Source organism: Nonomuraea sp. NPDC049419 (assembly GCF_040676995.1).
In the GTDB taxonomy this organism is placed as follows: Bacteria; Actinomycetota; Actinomycetes; order Streptosporangiales; family Streptosporangiaceae; genus Nonomuraea; species Nonomuraea salmonea.
In genome coordinates this window covers 36,852-52,556 of the sequence record NZ_JBFAQB010000019.1, presented here as the reverse complement: position 1 = coordinate 52,556, position 15,705 = coordinate 36,852, and the positions used below count along the sequence as shown (strand labels likewise).

Genomic DNA, 15,705 nt, shown 5'->3' with positions numbered 1-15,705 from the left:
TGACAAGCTCGTGACCGGACGCTGGACCGCCCCACGCAGAGGGCATTCACCCTGATAAGGGAGGTCATCGCATGCGCGCACGCGATCTCGCCGTCGAGTTCCCGACGGTCACCCTCGACACCCCGGCTCTGGAGGCGGCCAGGCTGCTCGCCGACCGCGACCTGCCGGGGCTCATCCTCGTCGGCGACGACGGTCTTCCGCACAGCATCCTGCCGGGCACGCAGGTGCTGCGGCTGGCGGTGCCGGCCTACTGCCAGGACGACCCGGCGCTGGCCAGGGTGGTGGACGAGGCGCACGCCGACCGGTTCCTGCATCGGCTCGACGGCAGGACCGTGCGCCAGTGCCTGCCGGAGGAGCCGCGCGAGCTGCCGGTGGCCGGTCCGAAGGCGACCGTGCTGGAGCTGGCGTCGCTGATGGCGCGGACGCACAGCCCGCTCGTGGCGGTGGTGGCCGACAAGCGGCTGATCGGCGCCGTCACCCTGCAATGCCTGCTCGACCACGCGCTCCAGCTGTGAAACCGGGCTTACCAGGGATAACGGACCGGGCGACGTAGGGTGGGGTCATGGTGAAGGCCGTGGCTCGACAGCCCGTTCCGGCCCGGCGTGCGAACGCCGAGCGCAGCATCGCCGCGATCCTGGAGGCCGGCACGCGGTTGCTCACTGCCGACCCGGGGGCCAGCGTGGCCGATATCGCGCGGGAGGCCGGGGTGGGCAGGGTGACGCTCTACGGCCACTTCCCCTCCCGTGAGGCGCTGGTGGACGCGGTGCTCGACCACGCGGTGCGCATGGCGGACGGCGTGCTGGAGGACGACCGCATCGACACCGCGCCGCCGCCCGAGGCGATGGAGGGCCTGCTGCGTTCGTCGTGGGAGGTGCTCGACCGTCATCGCCGGCTGTTCCTCGCCGCCGACCGCGCGCTGCCCACCGAGCGCATCAGGGAGCGGCACGAGCGCCCGCTGCGCCGGGTCGAGCGGCTGATCGCGCGGGGGCGGGAGGCCGGTGACTTCCGTACGGACCTGCCGTTGCAGTGGCTGGTGACGGCGTTCTTCGCGATCCTGCACAGCGCCGCGCAGGAGCTCGAGGCGGCCCGGCTGGCGCCGGACGAGGTGGAGAAGGTCCTGGTGACGACGATGCTGTCGCTGCTGCGTCCGCCCGTGGCGAAACGGGCCTGAGCGCGTTGCCGAGTGGGCGGTCGCCCACCTACTGTGGGCGCATGCCCACTATCCCAGAGCCCGGCCTCCCCTCCGGGCAGGAGACCCATCAGATCCGCGAGGTCGCCGAGTCCTTCGGCACCGAGGCCGGCCGCTACGACCGCGCCCGCCCGAGCTACCCCGAGCCCCTGATCACCCGCATAGCCGGCTCCGCACCCGGCCCCGACGTCCTCGACGTCGGCTGCGGCACCGGCATCGCCGCCCGGCAGCTCCAGGCGGCCGGCTGCCGCGTGCTCGGCGTGGACGTGGACGAGCGCATGGTCAGGCTCGCGCGGGAGCGCGGCCTGGAGGCCGAGGTGGCGCCGTTCGAGACCTGGGACGCCCGCGGGCGCCGCTTCGACGCGGTGGTCGCCGGGCAGACCTGGCACTGGGTGGACCCGGTGGCGGGCGCCGCCAAGGCGGCCGAGGTGCTGCGGCCCGGCGGCCGGCTGGCGCTGTTCTGGAACGTCATGCAGCCGCCGCCCGCCGTGGCCGACGCCTTCGCCGAGGTCTACCGGCGGGTGCTGCCGCAGATGGCGGCCGTGGGCGCGGCGGGGCCCGCGCTGGAGGCGTACGCGGTGATGGCCGGGAAGGCGAGCGAGGGCATCGGGGCGTGCGGCGCGTTCCACGAGCCCGAGCGGTGGCGGGACGACTGGGAGCGGACGTACACGCGGGAGGAGTGGCTGGACGCGCTGCCCACCTTCGGCGGCCACAGCAGGCTGCCCGCAGCGCAGCGCGAGGAGCTGCTGGCGGGCATGGGTGCGGCGGTGGACGCGCTGGGCGGCCGGTTCGTGATGCCGTACGCGACGGTCACCGTCACCACGACCCTCCGCACGACCCTGCGCACGACCCTGCTTACGGCACCGCGCACGACCGCCTGAACCTCTCGCCCGAGCCCCTCTCGCAACCCGGCAGAAAATCCCGCTTTTGACGGAAATCCAGGGATATCCTGCGACACTTTTGCGGATTATTCTTCGTTGGATGGTCGTATTCCGCCGGCGAAAGCGGAGAAGCCGTAGATGCCGCCATTGAAGCTGGCGCACCAGCGCCCGCGCGGGGTGATCGTGATCGCCGTCAATGGCGAGATGGACGCCACCAACCGAGCCCAGCTCGAGGCCTACGTCCGTGACCTGCCCGTCGATCTCGCACGGGGCATGGTGTTCGACCTGTCGGGTGTCCCGTTCATGGACAGCTCGGGGCTGCACGTGCTGCTGCGCTGCGCCACCGACTGTCTCAGGAACGGCGGCACCGTGCATCTGGCGGGCGTGCAGCCGCTGCCCGCCCGCCTTTTCGAGATCACCGGCGTGACGGCGTACGTCCCCGTGCACGACACGGTGGAGACGGCCGTCGCCGCGCTCACCTCGGCGGGCCATTACCTCTGACGGTTTTCTCCCGCCGCTACATGCTGAGATAGTGCGCGGTGGCGGTGGGCCGGTTCCTGCGCACGGTGCCGCACCACCGCAGGATGGCGGCCGTCGCGTTCCGGCTGCGGCGCCCCGACGGCGTGGCCAGGCACATGCGGGTGGTGGCCGAGCCGGTCTTCGGCCCGGACGGCCGGCTGATGGCGGCACGCGGCGCGTACCAGGACATCTCCTCCCAGCACTGGACGGAGGTCGCGCTGTCCGTCACCCGCGACCAGCTCGCCCACACCGAGCAGCAGTCGGCCGCCCGCAACAGGCTGGCCCTGCAGCTGCGGTGTGCGCGCTGTACGACCCATCGTCCCGGGCGCCGCCACGCTGGATCACCGCCTGGACGACCTGCTACCCACTCCACCTCCGACACCGACGACGACACCTGCCTGATCGGCGTCCAGCTGCGCTGACAGCGCCCTGACCGCCGCCACCGCAGCTGCTAGCGTCGTCCTGTCACGGCCTGGCTCATGGCCGAGCTCACGAAGCGCCATGCTGCGGGACGCGGACGATGCGGAATCCGGCGTCCTCCAGGAGGGCGGGCAGGCCGGTGACGGCCGCGCGGTCCTTGCCGCGCGCCTCCTCCGACAGGTATTCCCAGTCGAGGAGGTCCGGGTGCTGCTTCCTGGCGTCGTCGCGCGTGGGGCCGTGGGTCCAGCCGCGGTCGAGGAGGTAGGACATCCAGCGGCGGTGCTCCAGCTCGGCCAGCAGCTCGACCTCGTCGTGCTCGAACGCGAACGTGGCCGGCGCGTCGGTGCTCGGCGCCGGCACCGCGCCGATCGTGCGGAGCTTGATGCCGATGTGGGCGGCCTGGTCGCGGTTCTGGCCCTTCTTGGCCTCGGTCAGCGCCTCGTACGGCACCATGGACGCGTTCTGCTCAGAGGTCTCGCCGCGCTCGGCGCACCCCATCAGGTATCGCTCGTGGATCGCCCGCGCCAGGCGCTCGATCACGTCCTCGTCGATCAATTCGGGTCGTCCCGCCTCTTCTGTGACGGCGAAGAACCGCAGTGTGCCGGCGACGTCGTCGAGCAGCCCCGCGCTTCCGAACGCGTCCGCGAACACCCTACGCTGGCCCACCCGGACGATCATGGGTGCGCCGGTCCACAGCGGGGCGACGGTGAGGGTGGCGGTCAGGGCGTCGCGCTCGTCGCCGTAGCAGACGTAGACGCGCCGGGGACGTTCCTTCATGTCCTCCAGGAGCGGGCGCAGCCCGTCGGCGCCCGCGTCGTGCGCGGTCACCGCGCAGTGGTCGGCGACGAACGGGTACGTCCTGCACACCGCCTCCACCTGGGCCGTCGCGCCGGGGGCGATCACGCGGACCGGGACACGGGCCCCTGCGCGCAGCCGGCACTGGCGGGCCAGCTCGACCAGCAGGGCCGCGCCGAAGTGTCTGAGCCCGAGCAGCAGGACGGGGCCCTCGTGGGTGACGGGGTCACGCAGCAGCAGCACGCGGGCGGCCAGCTCCTCCAGGTTGAAGAAGTCGAGCCGCCGCTCGTGCGGCCCCTTCGAGCCGAGGCGGCGGGCGCGCAGCGCGGAGCACAGGCCGGGGTCGGGGACGTACGCGTAGGCCGACACGGGTGAGCCGCTGCCGAGGCCGTGCGCGGCGGCGGCGATGGCGACGTTGGCGGTGGCGTCGTCCTCGCAGGCGTAGACGACGCGGGCCCGCTGGGCGCCGGCCGCGCGCAGCACCTGCGGATTCCTGGCGTCGCCCGCGACGTGGAACACCCCGCGCGCCCGCTGCGGGTCGCCGGCCGGGCCGCCGATGACGACGACCGTGCGGCCGGTCTCGCGCAGCCGCTGCGTCAGCGCCTGTCCCAGCGGGCCGGTGCCGCAGACGACCGCGTGCCCGGACGCCTCGCGGGCCCGCAGCCTGCGGTATTCGGCGCCGAGCAGCAGGCGTACGGTCTCGGCCAGCGCGTAGATCGTGACCGCGGGCGCGGTGAACCTGGCGACCTCCAGCGGCCACGGCAGCGGGCCCGGCGTGCCGAGCGGCTGGGGGTCGATGACGAACAGCTGGAGGTCGTAGTAGACGAGGTCGAGGAGGGTGGGTGCGGGGGTCGCGGCGGCGAGGTGCGTACGCAGGCCTATGAACCCCAGCACCAGCGACACCAGCGCCAGGAACCCGAACCCGGCCATCACCGATGACCTGATGGAGCCCGTCTCTCGCATCCCGCCCCGCTTTCGCAGCCTGAGACGACAAGGACCGTCCGCTCCTTCATAGCAACGGGTGTCCCCGGTGTTACCGCCTTCGCGGAGACGATCACCCGGCGCCGAAGCAGACGAAGGTGGCCGCGGGTTCGCCGAGTGAGGCGGTGGCGAGGGCGTCGGCGGGGCGCGCCCCTTCCGCGACGGCCTGGTGGTAGGCCGTCATGACGCGTTCCGCCACCTGGTCGGGCACGCGGGTGAGGCTGGAGACGACGGTGGCGGTGCCGAGGTAGAGCAGGGCGGCGGTGAACCCGAGCAGCTCGTCGCCCGCCCTGACCACGGCCTGGCCGACGTCGCAGGCCGACAGCACGACGTGGCCGGGCGCCCGGGCGAGCCGCTGCAGGTCGTACGCCATGAGCGGCCCGTCGGCGAGCACGAGCCGGGAGAAGAACACGTTCTCGCGCTCGTGGTGGCCATGGGCGGCGAGGTGGGCGAGGGACGCGCCGTCGAGCGCCTCCAGCGTGGCCGCCACCGTGGTCCGCTCCCCCGTCAGGCGGCGTGCCTGGGGATGGACGTCGCCCAGCCGCTCGACCTCGCGCTCCGCGTGCTTGAGGCCGGGCCCGGCGACCAGCACGGGCGGGCCGTCGTCGGGCGCGGCGGAGCCCCTGGCCGCCAGCCACACCAGCGCGGACGGCGCCACCGCCAGCGGCCTGCCGCGCAGGTGGGGCAGCAGCCCCCAGGGCACCGCGGACAGCCCCATGGTGGGGATCAGCACGATCCCGCGGGCGCCGTCCAGGGCCTGGCGCAGCGGCGCCGCGAGCGCGTCACCGATGACGGCGAGCTGCCGCTGCACGGACGCCTCGATCACGGCCTTCAGCGCGGGCCGCAGGTTGCGTCCCGCCTGGGCGTTCAGGTCACCGGCCAGCCGCCGCGCGGCCTCGGCCACCGGTTCGTACGCGGTCAGCCGGTGCAGGTGGCACCGGCCGCGTACGAGGACCAGGGCCAGCAGCCCGCCGTCCACGTTGAGCAGGCTGACCAGCGCCAGGTCGTCCTCGGCCAGCGCCGACTCCACCGCGGAGGCCGACGCGGGTGCCAGCCGTTCGCCCACGCCGGGCAGCTGCCAGCCGCGCTCTCTGATCACCTGCTCCAGCTCCAGGCAGCGGCGGCGCAGCGCGGGGTCGCGGCGGCCCGCGGCCTCGCCGGCGTGCATCTGCTGGGCGAGCCGGCGCAGCTCGGCCAGCGCCTCGGCGGTCCTGCCGTCCTCGGGCGGCTGCGGCGGGCGGAACCGGAACGCCTGCGCCCTGCACCGCTCCGACCAGGCGAACACCTGCCGCGGCGGTCCCCCGTCGAGGGCCGCGCGCAGGCCGTGGCCGGCGAGGTCGGCGCCCAGGGCGGCGACGCCGGTGAGCAGGTCGAGGCTGCCCAGGCGGCCCCGGTGGGAGTGGATGAGCGCCAGCCCCTCCCGTGCGCGGCGCAGCGCCAGGCCCCGCTGCCCGGACGCGCCGGCCAGCTCGGCGCCGGCGAGGTGCCGCATCAGCCGCACCTCCAGCGACACGTTCCGCCCGCCCTCGGGAAAGGCGGTGGGGGGACGCCCGGCGGCGATGAGAGCGCGAACCGCGACCAGCCTGGCCATCTCGGCGTCGTCCCGCATGCCGAGCGCGGCGAACCGCTCCCCCAGATTCCCCGCCCGCCGCGCCACCGCGCCAGAGGCCACCCCACGGGCGAGGTCGGCGCGCAGGCGCATGAGGACCGCGCGCAGCGCCCAGGCGGTGCTGCCGCGGCGGCGGAAGTAGGTCTCCGCCCGCCGGGCCCGGTCCCTGGCCTCGGCGTGGCGGCCCGCGTCGAGGGCGCACTGGGCGCGGGCCAGCTGGGCCTCGGCGTAGTCCTGCATGAGCCGCTGCCGGCGGAAGCCGTCGATGGCGCCGTCGAGGGTGCGTCCGGCCTCGTCGGTCAGGCCCACGGCGAGCAGCGCGCGGGCCCTGTCGACGGCGAGCACGGGCAGGAAGCCGGGGTTGACGTCCTGGTAGAGGCTCTCGACGCGGGCGAAGACGCGCAGCGCGGCAGGTACGTCGCCGAGCAGCAGGTCGCAGTAACCGTCGTTGTGCAGGGCCTTGGCGGCGAGCACCCGGTGCCCGGCCGCGTGCGCGAGCTGGGCGCTCCTGCGGGCGTCGTCCCTGGCCTGACGTACCCGGCCGGCCATGAGGTGGATGACGGACCGGTTGAGCAGCACCCTGGACAGCTCGACCCGCTCGCCCGCCGCGGCGAGCAGGGGCGCGGCGACGTCCAGCTCGGCGAGCGCCTCGGCGCCGGCGCCGAGGCGCAGGTGCAGCAGGCCGCGCTGGGCGTGCACGATGGCCAGCTCGTGCGGCGGCGCCCGGCGCTGCGCGGCGTCGAGCAGCTCCATGCCGAGCCCGGTGTGCCCCTGCTCGGCCTCGGCGTGCGCGAGGCTGGTGAGCAGCCTGGCCGGCAGCCCGTCGGGCTCGGCGGGCTCGGCGGGCTCTGCGGGGTCTGCGGGCTCAGCGGGGTCGGCGGGGTCGGCGGGGTCAGCGGGGTCGGCGTCCGAGTGCCCGAGCAGGGCGAGCGCGCGGCGCAGGCGGCGGGCGGCCTGGGCGGGGCGGCCGTTGTCGGTCGCCTCGACGCTGAGCTTGTGCAGGTGCTCGACCTGCTCGCGGATCGCCGCGAAACCGCTGTCGCGCAAGGCCGCCTCGCGGTGGGGTCAGAGGGGGTTGGGTCAGAGGGTGGGGTCAGAGGATGAGTGAGGGCGTCACCGCCAGTATCGTCGCCCGCGCCGGGTCATCAAGCCCCTGGCGTACCACGAGTTGCGACAGACCGCGGGGCACCACGTCGAGCACGAACCTGCCCTGGTCATCGGCCCTGACCACGTGGGCGCCGCAGCCGGTGCGCAGCTCCACCAGGTGCTCGCCGGGCGGCGCGAGCCACCCGTCCACGCGGACGGCGTGCTCGTCGCGCGCGCTCACGCTGATCATGATGGTGAGGATCTCGCTGTCGAACGTGATCGTCCGGCTGTCCTCGCCGCCCCGCACGCCGGCGGGCAGTGCGGACTCCTCGTGCGGCCGCAGCACGGCGAAGTCGGGCGACTCCAGGGCGAGCGCGAACTGCAGGCGTTCGACCAGGGTGGCGGGCACGGGATCGACGATGCGGTAGACGTCGGCGATCTGCTCGGCGAGCAGCTCGTCCTCGGGGGTCAGGTGGGGAGCGCCGCTCCCCTCTGCGGTGTTCATCAAGGACTCCAATCCGGATCCTTCGCGAGCAGGAGGCGCAGCTTCGCGAAGCACCGGCCGCGCGTGGGCCCGATGCTGCCCATCGGCATGTCGAGCGCGGCGGCCACCGCGTCGTAGTGGGGGCGGGGCACGAAGGCGATGATCCTGAGCAGCTCGGCGCACCTCTTGGGCAGGCTCTCGACGGCGTGCCAGAGCGCGCGCCGCCGTTCGTCGTCCACGAGCAGCTCGTCGGGGGTGAGCACGCTGTCGGGCAGGTCCTCGAAGGCGTCGTCGCCGGGCAGGTCGTCCTTGCGCGCGGCGGCGCTGACCCGCCACGCCTCGCGCCGGGTGGTGGTGACCAGCCATTCGATGAGCGCGCCTGGCACGGAGATGGCGTCGAGGTGGCGCAGCAGGGTGAGCCAGGTCGTCTGGATGACGTCCTCGGCGGCCTGCGGGCTGAGGCCCTGGTTCCTGGCGGTGTGCCAGAGCACGGGGGTCAGCTCGGCGACGATGGCGTCGAGCGCGCCCCTGTTGCCCGTACGGGCTTCGAGCAGCAGCGTGGCCAGCCGTTCGCGCCGCTGGGAGCGGGTGCCCGGCGGGCGGTCGAGTGCGCGGTCTCCGGCCATCAGATCGGGGTGATCTCCGGCCGCGCCGTCTTGTCGTTGATCATCGTCTCGATGACCGTGCGCGCCCGCTCGACGGGGTCGACGCCGACCTGCCCGATGGTCTTGGTCAGCTCGGCGGCGATGACGCCGGCCACGATGGGCGCGGCGAACGACGTGCCGCTCCAGCCGCAGAACGGCCCCACGGCGTCGCAGTCGAGCGCGGCCCGCTCGCCGACGCTGAGCGGCGCGTTGTGGGCGCCCCTGTGGGCGGGCGGGAAGGTGCTGACGACCATCGCGCCGGGCGCCCGCCAGCGTACGGCGGGGTGGTCGTTGCTGAAGATGGCGACGGTGCCGTCGGGGTTCTTGGCGGCCACGCCGAGCATGGGCGCGAGCGGCGGCCCTGGCACGTCGGTCTCGGAGAGCGCGGCGAGGTAGAAGGGCCGGGTGGTGGCGTAGTTGCCGGCCGCGTTGACGACGGTGACGCCGCGCGCCCGCAGCTGGTTGACCTTGGTGAACAGCGATTGCATGGCGGCGTCGCCGGACTCGGAGAAGCCGCCGAAGGAGCAGCAGAGCACGTCCACGGGCTGCCCGCCGTCCATGAGGTCGAGGAGGCGGTCGAGCGCGGCGTGCAGGGCCTCGCCGGGGACGACGCCGTCGCTGTGCATGACCTTGTAGCTGAGGACGCGGGCGTCGGGCGCGGTCTGCGCGATGATCCCGGCGAGCATGAGGCCGTGCCCGGTGTGCGAGTTGAGGGTGCCGATGAGCGGGTTGGGCACCTGGCCGAGGTCCTCGTAGCCCTCCAGCCTGGCGATGTCGCGGCCGGCGTAGGCGGGGTGGGTGTCCTCGATCTGCTGCTGCCCGTCGGGATCGACGGTGAGGAACGCGTCGGGGTCGGTGACGGGCCTGAACCAGGGGTGCGTGGCGACGCCGGTGTCGAGGATGACGACGGTGATCCTGGGGCCGCCCAGCTCTTCGAGGGTGCGGCGGCGGGGCGGCCCGGCGACCACGGTCAGCGGGATGCGCCCGTATCCGGGGGCGCCTCCCGTGCCGGGCTGCTCGGTGACGGCGTGGCCGCTGGTGGCGGGCTCGCCACCGAGGTCGAGCGAGCCGATCCCGCTGGTGGCCGAGCCGACGAACAGGTGGTCGAGGGAGATCTGGTCCATCTGCGAACGGAGGGCGGCGGCGGCCGGCTCGGCGTACGACGGGTCGCTCAGGGCCCTGCGCACGGCGCGTAGCGCGGGCCAGGCGTCGGCCTTGACGTCGTGGGCGCCGTCGGCGATCTCCAGGACGGCGGGCAGCCAGACGGTCCGGTCGCCGAAGTCCCTGTCGCGGGCGCGGTCGACGCTCTCCCGCGACAGCTTCAGCCCCACGGTGGACAGGGCCTCGTCGATCCGGTCGGTCGCCTCGCGGACGGCGAGGAGCTGCCCGGGGACGAGCAGCACGTCCGCGCGGTAGACCGTGGAGTCGGGGCGGGCCTCGCCCGGGTCGAGGCCGACGGCCCAGGGGTCGAGGACCTTGGCTCCGTGCCGGTCCAGCAGCTCGCGGGGCAGCGTGATGCCCTGCCAGGCCGGCCCGAACGGCTCACCCTGGCCGTGCCTGGCCGGTTCCGGGATGTGGTCGATGGTCATGGCGCCTCCGTTCTCGCCTCTGTGGCGTACGAGAGCGGATCGCGCCCGGCGATACCCCGCCGCCGGTAACGGAAGCATCACGATCCACCGCGCGGCGGCGGGAGCGGAGGTGCTTAACTTGGACGCGTAAAACGTTTCACCCCCTTTATTGCGGAAGGTCACCCTTGGACTACGAACGCCAGCCGTACAGAAGGTGCGGCCGCAGCGGCCTGCTCCTCCCCGCCGTCTCGCTGGGCCTGTGGCACAACTTCGGCGAGGGCAAGCCACTCGACAGCCAGCGCGCCATCCTGCACAAGGCGCTCGACCTCGGCATCACCCACTTCGACATCGCCGACCGCTACGGCCCGCCCATCGGCGCCGCCGAGTCCGCGTTCGGCCGGATCTTCCCCCGGTCGCTGCGCGACGAGGTCGTGGTCACCACCAAGGGCAGCAACCCCATGTGGGACGGCCCGTACGGGAAGGGCAACTCTCGCAAGCACCTGCTGGCCACGCTGGACCGCTCGCTGGCCCGGCTCGGCCTCGACTACGTGGACATCTTCTACCTGCACCGCGACGACGAGGAGACGCCGCTGGAGGAGCAGGTGGCCACGCTGGACCACATGGTCCGCACCGGCCGCGTGCTCTATGTCGGCGTGTCCAACTTCTCGCCGGAGCGCACCGCCGAGGCGGCCGGGCTGCTGCGCGGGCTCGGCACCCCGCTGCTGGTGCACCAGCCGTCGTACTCGCTGCTCAACAGAGGCATCGAGGACGCGCTGCTCGGCGTGCTGGAGGAGGAGGGCGTGGGCTGCGTGGTGTACTCGCCGCTGGCCCAGGGCCTGCTCACCGACCGCTACCTCGACGGCATCCCGGCCGACTCGCGGGCGGCCGAGGGCCGGTTCCTGACGGCGGACCGGGTGACGCCCGAGGTGCTGACGTTCGTACGGGCGCTGTCCAAGCTGGCCGACTCGCGCGGGCAGACGGTGGCGCAGCTCGCGCTGGCCTGGGCGCTGCGCGACCCGCGGATCACCTCGGTGCTCGTCGGCGCCTCCAGCCCCGAGCAGCTCGAGGCGAACGTGGCGGCGGTGGACCGGCTCGACTTCACCGCCGACGAGCTGGCCGCCATCGACCAGGCCGCCAAGGAGGCCGGCGTCTCCTCCTGAGCGGACGACCGGGTACATCGATCGATGTACCCGGTATTTCGCCCCTCGGGACGACGGCCTGGCCGCGCGCGGCCAGCACAGTGGAGTGTGTGACGCGACGCATCGACGCACTCGACGTGCTGCGCGGGGTGGCCATCATGGGCACGCTCGGCACGAACATCTGGCTCTTCACCGCGCCGGAGGGTCCGCTGGGGTTCCTGCGGCCCGGGACCGGCGCGGTGGAGACCTTCCTGCGCTTCCTGGCGAACGGCAAGTTCCTCGGGCTGCTCACGCTGCTGTTCGGGGTGGGTCTGGAGCTGCAGTACCGCAGCGCCGCCCGCAGAGGGACGCCCTGGCCCGGGCGCTACCTGTGGCGGGCGGCGCTGCTGTTCTGCGAGGGCGTCCTGCACTATGTGCTGGTCTTCGAGTTCGACGTGCTCATGGGGTACGCGCTGACCTCGATGGTGGTGGCGTACCTGATCGGGCGGAGCGAGCGGGCGGTGACCGCGTGGATGGTCGCGGCGGGCGCCGTGCACCTGGCCATCGTCGCGCTGGTCACCGCGGCGCTGGCCATGGCGCCGCCGGTGTCGGGCGGGGTGCCGCCGCGCGACTGGCTCGGCCAGGTGCGGATGCGGCTGGACAACGTCGCGGTCTTCCGCGCCGAGCTGGTGATCATCGTGCCGCTGGGGATCGTGCTGTTCCTGCTCGGGGCCCGGCTGATGCGCGCGGGCGCGTTCGAGGAGCGCGGGGCTGCGCTGCGGGTGCGGCTGATGGCCGTGGGGCTCGGCCTCGGCGTGCCGCTGAACCTGGTCACGTCCTTCGCGGGCCCGAGCTGGTTCATGGTGGATCGGTACGTCGCCGCGCCGCTGGTCGCCCTGGGCCTGCTGGCGCTGGTCACGCACGTCGTGCTGGGCATGAAGGGGGCGCCGGGCGTCGTACGGCGGGGCCTGACCGGGGTGGGGCGCACGGCGCTGTCCTGTTACGTGTTCCAGAACCTGGCCGCGAGCGTGCTCTGCTACGAGTGGGGCCTGGGGCTCGCCGGACGGTTGGACGGGCTGCGGCCCTGGTGGGTGCCGGGTGCGTGGGCAGTGATCTGCCTGTCCTTCATGGTGCTGGCGTCGTGGTGGCTGCGCAGGTTCGACCGGGGGCCGCTGGAGCTGGCCTGGCAGTGGGCGTACCAGGCGCCGTGGCGGGGGCGGGAGCAGGTACGGGCCTGAAACCGGGTGTTGACGGGGTCTTCCGCAGCGCTTAACGTTCCGGCAGTCGGTGAAATTATCGACACAGTTCCGAAACTTTCGGAAATCGCCCTGGCACCCCTGCTCCGGCATTCGGAGGTTCGTTCGGTGAAACCCTTGATCCTCGCCTTGGCGCTCGTGCTCGCCGTACCCGTGAGTCCCGCGAGCGCGCACCCCGGCCCCGGGCACCATCCGCGTCCTGCCAAGGACCTGCGCCAGCTCGCCCAGCAACTGCACATCAAGATCGGCTCAGCGGTCGACATCGCCTCGCTGCGCGACGAGCCCATGTACCGCACGACCCTGAACCGCGAGTTCAACCACGTCACCGCCGAGAACGCGATGAAGTGGGAGTCCGTCGAGCCCGAGCGGGGCGTCTACACCTGGGACGACGCCGACGCGCTCGTCGAGAACGCGCGCCGCAACCACCAGCAGATCCGCGGCCACACGCTGCTCTGGCACAACCAGCTGCCCGCCTGGCTGACCAGCGGCGTCGAGGACGGCTCCATCGACGCGACCGAGCTGCGCGAGATCCTGCGCGACCACATCACCACCCAGGTACGCCGCTACAAGGGCAAGATCCGCGCCTGGGACGTGGTCAACGAGGTCGTGGAGGAGGACGGCTCGATGCGGCAGAGCATCTGGCTGACCCACCTCGGCCCCGGCTACATCGCCGACGCCTTCCGCTGGGCCCACAAGGCCGACCCGCACGCCAAGCTGTTCATCAACGACTACAACCTCGAGTGGAACGCCCCCAAGATCGAGACCACCCTGAACATCGTCAAGGACCTCAAGGCCAAGCGGGTGCCGATCCACGGCATCGGCTTCCAGGGCCACCTCGGCATCCAGTACGACTACCCCGGCGACTGGGCGAACGTCATGCAACGCTTCGCCGACCTCGGGCTGGAGGTCGCGGTCACCGAGCTGGACGTCCGCATGGTGCTGCCGGTCACCCCGGAGAAGCTCGCCACCCAGGCCGACTACTACCGGCGCGCGCTCACCGACTGCCTCAGCGTCCGCGCCTGCCGCGAACTGACCGTCTGGGGCTTCACCGACCTGCACTCGTGGGTGCCGGGCTGGTTCGACGGCGAGGGGGCCGCGACCCTGCTGGACGAGAACTACGCGCCGAAGCCGGCGTATGGGGCTTTGCTGTCGGTCAAGGGCCGGAAGTGACGCCTTCGTCGAGGCGCTGCAGGAGGCCGTAGACGAAACGGGCCCGGTGTGTCCGCCCGCCGGACGGGAAGTCGACCGTCCAGTGGTGCGGCGCCGGGCCCTCCAGCTGTACGGCCCCGGGAAGAGCGGCGAGGTCGGCCACCACGCACGTCCAGGGCTCCAGGCGGGACGGGGCGGGGCCCGAGGGGCGGACGAACCACTGGTTCCACAGCTCGCCGCCGGGCCCGAGCAGCGCCTCGTACATCAGCCCCGGCCACGACGGGAGCGGCCAGCGCAGGACGTCGCAGGTGAGGCTGCCGGCGGGCCTGCTCCCCCGGTGGGGCGCAGGCCCCAGCGCCATCCGCAGCGCCGCGGCCCCCTTGGGCGCCCTGGGCGCGTGGGCCAGCCGGGTCCAGTGCGCGTGCGCCGCGCGTACCTCGGCCCGCGAGGCGCCCATGTCCCGCAGCGCCTCCTCGACCCGTCCCGGGTTGAGGTCGCGCATGCGATGCATCAGGGCCAGCTCGAACTCCCGCACTCCGAAACGCACACCCCCACCCTGCCACGGGGCTCAGACAGGTTCGGCGGGCGTGTCGTGGTCCTCGCCCGCGGCGGCCACGTCGGCCAGGGTGATCTCGCTGAGCAGCGCGTTCTCGTGGCTGCGCAGGCGGTCCCAGATGGCGGCCAGCGGGGCCGCGGCGCGGGGGAAGGGCCTGGCATCCGGCTCGGCGCCCTCGGTGACGCGGATGACGTCGGCGAGGGCGATCTCCCCCGGCGGCCGGGCCAGCCAGTAGCCCCCGTCCGGGCCGCGCCGGCTGCGGAGCAGCCCGGCCCGGCGGAGCTGGAGCAGGATGTTGTCGCAGAACCGGCGCGGGATCTCCTGGGTGGCGGCGATGCGTTCGGCGTGCACCGGACGGTCGGCCGTGGCCAGGGCGAGCATGGCGCCGAGGGCGTACTGCGTTCGGGCGGAGATTCTCATCTGGGGTCTGGGCGGCCCTCAGGCCGAGGCCGTCTCCTCCTCTTCCGCGCCGCGCTCCCGCAGCCCGCTCTCCACCGCCTCGACGGACTCGTTGGCCTTGTCGCGGCGGTATTCGCGCACCGAGTACGCGATCGCGCCCGCCCACAGCAGCGCGATGACGATGTAGGCGACCGTCTGGACCCCGCTGGAGGCGTCGATCCAGTCGCTGCGCAGCAGCGTGCGGACGTTCGTCAGGATGATGACGCCGCCGACGGCCGAGCCGAGGATGCGCGGCGGGATGTGGCGGACCAGCCAGGCCGCGATGGGCGCGGCGATGACACCGCCGAGCAGCAGGACGGCCACCCAGGCGAAGTCGATGTTCTCGGAGCCGATGCCGACGAAGAAGCCGACGCTGGCGGCGATGGCGACGAGGAACTCGCTGGCGTCGATGGAGCCGATCACCTTGCGGGGGGCCAGGCGGCCGCTGGCCAGGATGGCGGGCGTGCCCACGGGGCCCCAGCCACCGCCGCCGGTGGCGTCGACGAACCCGGCCACCAGCCCGAGCGGCGCCAGGAACCGCCTGCGCAGCGGCTTGCCCAGGTTCCCGCGCGGCAGGCCGAACGCGGTGAAGCGGATGAGGATGTAGACGCCGAGCGACAGCAGGATGATGGACATCACCGGGGCGGCGATCTCGGTGGACAGGCTCGACAGGAACGTCGCGCCGGCGAACGCGCCGACGGCGCCGGGGATGCCGATCTTGGCGACGACCTTCCAGTCGACGTTCCCGAAGCGCCAGTGGGAGATGCCCGAGGCCAGTGTGGTGCCGATCTCGGCAAGGTGGACGGTGGCGGACGCGGCCGCCGCGTTGGTGCCGATGGCCAGCAGCAGCGTGGTCGACGTGACGCCGTACGCCATGCCGAGGCTGCCATCGACGAGCTGGGCCGCGAGGCCGACCAGCCCGAGCAGGATGAGCGCTCGCACGATCTCCCTCTCCCTACCATTCCTACTATAGAAGTAGGAATAATACTTTAGACCGGGCGCCCATCTGTCA

16 protein-coding genes are annotated in these 15,705 nt (G+C 73.2%); 8 read left to right on the top strand and 8 right to left on the bottom strand.

Translation table 11 applies throughout. The features are described 5' to 3' along the window. Positions 1-71 precede the first annotated feature (71 nt). From AB0K12_RS38020 to AB0K12_RS38000, 5 genes are all read left to right on the top strand, one after another. Positions 72-515: a CBS domain-containing protein gene (locus AB0K12_RS38020; protein WP_364572206.1), complete on the top strand. Its 444-nt coding sequence runs from the start codon at positions 72-74 to the stop codon at positions 513-515. 59 nt (positions 516-574) lie between these two features. Next, positions 575-1,171 carry a TetR family transcriptional regulator gene (locus AB0K12_RS38015; protein ID WP_364572204.1) on the top strand — a complete coding sequence of 199 codons (597 nt, stop codon included), beginning with the start codon at positions 575-577 and terminating at the stop codon, positions 1,169-1,171. Positions 1,172-1,212: 41 nt separating this feature from the next. After that, on the top strand, positions 1,213-2,070 hold the full coding sequence (locus AB0K12_RS38010) for a class I SAM-dependent methyltransferase (RefSeq protein WP_364572202.1): 858 nt from the start codon (positions 1,213-1,215) through the stop codon (positions 2,068-2,070). 138 nt (positions 2,071-2,208) lie between these two features. Further along, positions 2,209-2,571 carry an STAS domain-containing protein gene (locus AB0K12_RS38005; protein WP_364572200.1) on the top strand — a complete coding sequence of 121 codons (363 nt, stop codon included), beginning with the start codon at positions 2,209-2,211 and terminating at the stop codon, positions 2,569-2,571. Between the two features lie 38 nt (positions 2,572-2,609). Next, positions 2,610-3,011, top strand: coding sequence for a hypothetical protein (locus tag AB0K12_RS38000; RefSeq protein WP_364572198.1), 402 nt, complete (start codon positions 2,610-2,612; stop codon positions 3,009-3,011). Positions 3,012-3,078: 67 nt separating this feature from the next. On the opposite strand, the gene AB0K12_RS37995 is transcribed toward AB0K12_RS38000, so the two are convergent. The 5 genes from AB0K12_RS37995 to AB0K12_RS37975 all read right to left on the bottom strand — a co-directional run bounded on the left by AB0K12_RS37995 (position 3,079) and on the right by AB0K12_RS37975 (position 10,197). Continuing rightward, positions 3,079-4,767: a RyR domain-containing protein gene (locus AB0K12_RS37995; protein ID WP_364572196.1), complete on the bottom strand. Its 1,689-nt coding sequence runs from the start codon at positions 4,765-4,767 to the stop codon at positions 3,079-3,081. Positions 4,768-4,858: 91 nt separating this feature from the next. Continuing rightward, positions 4,859-7,441, bottom strand: a complete 2,583-nt coding sequence (locus AB0K12_RS37990; RefSeq protein ID WP_364572194.1) for a CHAT domain-containing protein — start codon at positions 7,439-7,441, stop codon at positions 4,859-4,861. A gap of 46 nt (positions 7,442-7,487) precedes the next feature. Next, positions 7,488-7,985 carry a hypothetical protein gene (locus AB0K12_RS37985; protein WP_364572193.1) on the bottom strand — a complete coding sequence of 166 codons (498 nt, stop codon included), beginning with the start codon at positions 7,983-7,985 and terminating at the stop codon, positions 7,488-7,490. Beyond that, positions 7,985-8,590, bottom strand: a complete 606-nt coding sequence (locus AB0K12_RS37980) for a sigma-70 family RNA polymerase sigma factor (RefSeq protein WP_364572191.1) — start codon at positions 8,588-8,590, stop codon at positions 7,985-7,987. Before AB0K12_RS37980 ends, AB0K12_RS37985 begins: the two co-directional genes overlap by 1 nt. Next, complete coding sequence (locus AB0K12_RS37975; protein WP_364572189.1) at positions 8,590-10,197, bottom strand: S8/S53 family peptidase; 1,608 nt, start codon at positions 10,195-10,197, stop codon at positions 8,590-8,592. Before AB0K12_RS37975 ends, AB0K12_RS37980 begins: the two co-directional genes overlap by 1 nt. A gap of 164 nt (positions 10,198-10,361) precedes the next feature. On the opposite strand from AB0K12_RS37975, the gene AB0K12_RS37970 reads away from it, so the two are divergent. From AB0K12_RS37970 to AB0K12_RS37960, 3 genes are all read left to right on the top strand, one after another. Continuing rightward, the gene (locus tag AB0K12_RS37970; protein ID WP_364572187.1) at positions 10,362-11,336 is read left to right on the top strand and encodes an aldo/keto reductase; all 975 of its coding nucleotides are present in this window, start codon (positions 10,362-10,364) and stop codon (positions 11,334-11,336) included. 89 nt (positions 11,337-11,425) lie between these two features. Then, entirely contained in the window at positions 11,426-12,532 is a 1,107-nt protein-coding gene (locus tag AB0K12_RS37965) for a DUF418 domain-containing protein (RefSeq protein ID WP_364572185.1), read from the top strand. 126 nt (positions 12,533-12,658) lie between these two features. Next, positions 12,659-13,720, top strand: coding sequence for an endo-1,4-beta-xylanase (locus AB0K12_RS37960; RefSeq protein WP_364572183.1), 1,062 nt, complete (start codon positions 12,659-12,661; stop codon positions 13,718-13,720). Here the strand turns inward: AB0K12_RS37960 and AB0K12_RS37955 are convergent. From AB0K12_RS37955 to AB0K12_RS37945, 3 genes are read right to left on the bottom strand one after another with little or no spacing between them, the layout of a single operon-like run. Then, positions 13,704-14,246, bottom strand: coding sequence for a hypothetical protein (locus AB0K12_RS37955; RefSeq protein WP_364572181.1), 543 nt, complete (start codon positions 14,244-14,246; stop codon positions 13,704-13,706). The genes AB0K12_RS37960 and AB0K12_RS37955 overlap by 17 nt on opposite strands. A gap of 21 nt (positions 14,247-14,267) precedes the next feature. Further along, positions 14,268-14,675: an Rrf2 family transcriptional regulator gene (locus tag AB0K12_RS37950; protein ID WP_364572179.1), complete on the bottom strand. Its 408-nt coding sequence runs from the start codon at positions 14,673-14,675 to the stop codon at positions 14,268-14,270. Between the two features lie 18 nt (positions 14,676-14,693). After that, a complete protein-coding gene (locus AB0K12_RS37945; RefSeq protein ID WP_364572177.1) occupies positions 14,694-15,635 on the bottom strand; it encodes a sulfite exporter TauE/SafE family protein in 942 nt (313 codons plus the stop codon). Positions 15,636-15,705 lie beyond the last annotated feature (70 nt).

Bases quoted from the DNA above. Each gene is read 5' to 3' on its own strand.
- AB0K12_RS38010 (WP_364572202.1), top strand. From the start codon at position 1,213: ATGCCCACTATCCCAGAGCCCGGCCTCCCCTCCGGGCAGGAGACCCAT.
- AB0K12_RS37980 (WP_364572191.1), bottom strand. From the start codon at position 8,590: ATGGCCGGAGACCGCGCACTCGACCGCCCGCCGGGCACCCGCTCCCAG.
- AB0K12_RS37975 (WP_364572189.1), bottom strand. From the start codon at position 10,197: ATGACCATCGACCACATCCCGGAACCGGCCAGGCACGGCCAGGGTGAG.
- AB0K12_RS37950 (WP_364572179.1), bottom strand. From the start codon at position 14,675: ATGAGAATCTCCGCCCGAACGCAGTACGCCCTCGGCGCCATGCTCGCC.
- AB0K12_RS38005 (WP_364572200.1), top strand. From the start codon at position 2,209: ATGCCGCCATTGAAGCTGGCGCACCAGCGCCCGCGCGGGGTGATCGTG.
- AB0K12_RS37985 (WP_364572193.1), bottom strand. From the start codon at position 7,985: ATGAACACCGCAGAGGGGAGCGGCGCTCCCCACCTGACCCCCGAGGAC.
- AB0K12_RS37995 (WP_364572196.1), bottom strand. From the start codon at position 4,767: ATGCGAGAGACGGGCTCCATCAGGTCATCGGTGATGGCCGGGTTCGGG.
- AB0K12_RS38020 (WP_364572206.1), top strand. From the start codon at position 72: ATGCGCGCACGCGATCTCGCCGTCGAGTTCCCGACGGTCACCCTCGAC.